Origin of the sequence: Agrobacterium sp. DSM 25558, assembly GCF_900100825.1 — a bacterium.
Taxonomy (GTDB): domain Bacteria; phylum Pseudomonadota; class Alphaproteobacteria; order Rhizobiales; family Rhizobiaceae; genus Agrobacterium.
This window is the reverse complement of sequence record NZ_FMUD01000077.1, coordinates 1-2,243: the sequence shown is the minus strand read 5'-3', so window position 1 is coordinate 2,243 and position 2,243 is coordinate 1. Positions and strand designations below refer to the sequence as shown.

Sequence of the window (2,243 nt, the reverse complement as noted above, 5' to 3'; positions counted from 1 at the left end):
GGTCTGGGCCGAGGCAATGGCTTTGGTCCGGATCTGCGCTGCATCCCATGTCGTGCCATCGGCAAAGGCAATCCGCTCGAGACCTTGCTCATACGGTGTTCCGAGCGTGCTCTTGATCAGGATCGAACCTGCATCACCGGCTCCGGGGGTACTCTCGGCAATCGTAACCAGCAGATCAATTCCCGTGAAGCTCACGGTGACGTCAGCTGGATTGATGTCGGTGAAGACAAGTTGGTCGTTAGTGCCGCCCCAGGTGCTTTCGGTGATGGTGTCGTTGCCGTCACCACGGGCATAGACGTACGTGTCGCTGCCCTCGCCGCCGTTGATGACGTCGTTGCCAGTGCCGCCGGTGATGACGTCGTTACCTTCGCCACCATTGATCGTGTCGTTACCGAGACCGCCATTGATCGTATCGCTGACGTCAAAGCCGACGATCGTATCGTCGCCATCGGTCGATGCCTGTGCGAGCAACATGACCCTGATCTGGGCTTTGGTCCACGTCGTTCCATCGGCAAAAACTACCTGTTCAATGCCACTGCCGTAATCGTCGTTCAGCGTTGCCTTGATCAGGACCGAACCCGCATCACCAGCCCCGGGAGCACTCTCTGCAATCGCAATGGTCAGATCGTTGCCACTGCGCACCAGTGTTGCATCGGAAGGGTTGATGTCGGTGAGGACAAGCTTGTCGACCTCACTGTTGTAAGAGCGTGCTTCGGTGATGGTGTCGTTGCCATCGCCACGGGCGTAGACGTACGTGTCGCTGCCCTCGCCGCCGTTGATGACCTCGTTGCCAGTGCCGCCGACGATTACATCGCTACCTCCACCGGCATTGATGGTATCGTCCCCCGTCCCCGTCTCAATGACGTTAGCAACGCCATCACCGAGAACCTGATCATCGCCTGCTGTACCCTCGATGGCGATGGCACCTTGAAATAAGCCAACCAAAATCGTTTTCGCACGCAGATCACTCAGTCCTTCGGCAAGACCAGTAATTACTTCGGTAAATTCTCCGTTCTCGCTCGCACCCCTCAATCCGTCTAAAAGCGAAATGACATCAGCAACTCGTACTAGTCCTGACGGCAGTTCAGCGAGCACCATCCTGCTTAAAAGACTGAGAATCTCTTCATAGTTGATCGAGATCGTATCATTCACCAGATCCAGTTCGATCGAGGCGAATATCACGTCTTCAACCGTGATATTGTTGAACTCTTCGACAGGATCAGTCGCCAAGGCGATCCGCGCTCCGCCAGCTTGGGCGAGAAAACGCACGAGCCACCCATCAAGTATGACATCAAACGTTTGATGGAAGAACGAAGCGTCGCTCGCCGATGGCGTCAACCCCGCAAGATTCTGGTCGTAGACTTTTTCCAGAACCGCCAGCTCGCGAGCATCAATATTGGGTCCACGTGCGCCTGCATCGATCTCGTCAACGCCTGCCCATTGAAACAGCAATGTCTTAAACTGCGTTCTGAGTTCTTCAGCACTGAGGTTCCAAGCATTCCTAACAAGATCAATTGCAAGGGTTAGAGTGGCAGAATCCTGAGCCGCTGCGACCTGCAAATCCGGAATGTTGCCATAACCAAACAGAAGCGGAATGAGCGTCGCATTACCCGTTACCACAACATCTTCAGGGATTTCATAGCGGCTGAGAAGTTGGTTCGACGAAAACCAAGCCGCTACCACCTCGCGAGTATTTCCTTGGGAATCACGGACCACGGATTCGTGGGAGACCAATACGTCGCCGTCCAGCCGGTTCACGTGTTCAGCGTCAAGATGGATTTCTTTAATACCATAATATCCCAAACTTTGAATTTCGTCCGCCGAACTCAACCCATCTGAATTAAGATCTCGCCAGATTTTCAGTTCACTGAAAATTTCATCGTTCTGGTCGATAATGCCATCGCCATTATCGTGGTCGCGAAGAACTGAAAAACCGTCTTGTTCCGCACTTCCGATCAATTCGCTGAGGCCATTAACCGCGCCATCGTTGTTCAGGTCGCGAACGAGGAAACCGTCTTCTGGACTAATCCAGCTAACAGTTTCCCTGAAACCGTCGTTGTCGATGTCAAACTGCGTGATGGAGTTTTCCAGAGCGCTGAAATGAACTCCGTCCCCATTGAGATCGATAACCAGAGGATCGCGAGGCGGAGATGGAGGAATGCCGGGCGCGGGACCCGGGCCACTTGAGCCGCCACCGCCACCTGAACCACCGCCACCTGAACCACCGCCACCTGAACCACCAC

Annotated in this window: 1 protein-coding gene; it reads right to left on the bottom strand. The window is 54.3% G+C overall.

What is annotated here, in order from left to right; genetic code table 11:
* On the bottom strand, positions 1-2,243 hold a 2,243-nt coding region (locus tag DSM25558_RS27465), incomplete at both ends, for a calcium-binding protein (protein ID WP_305764699.1).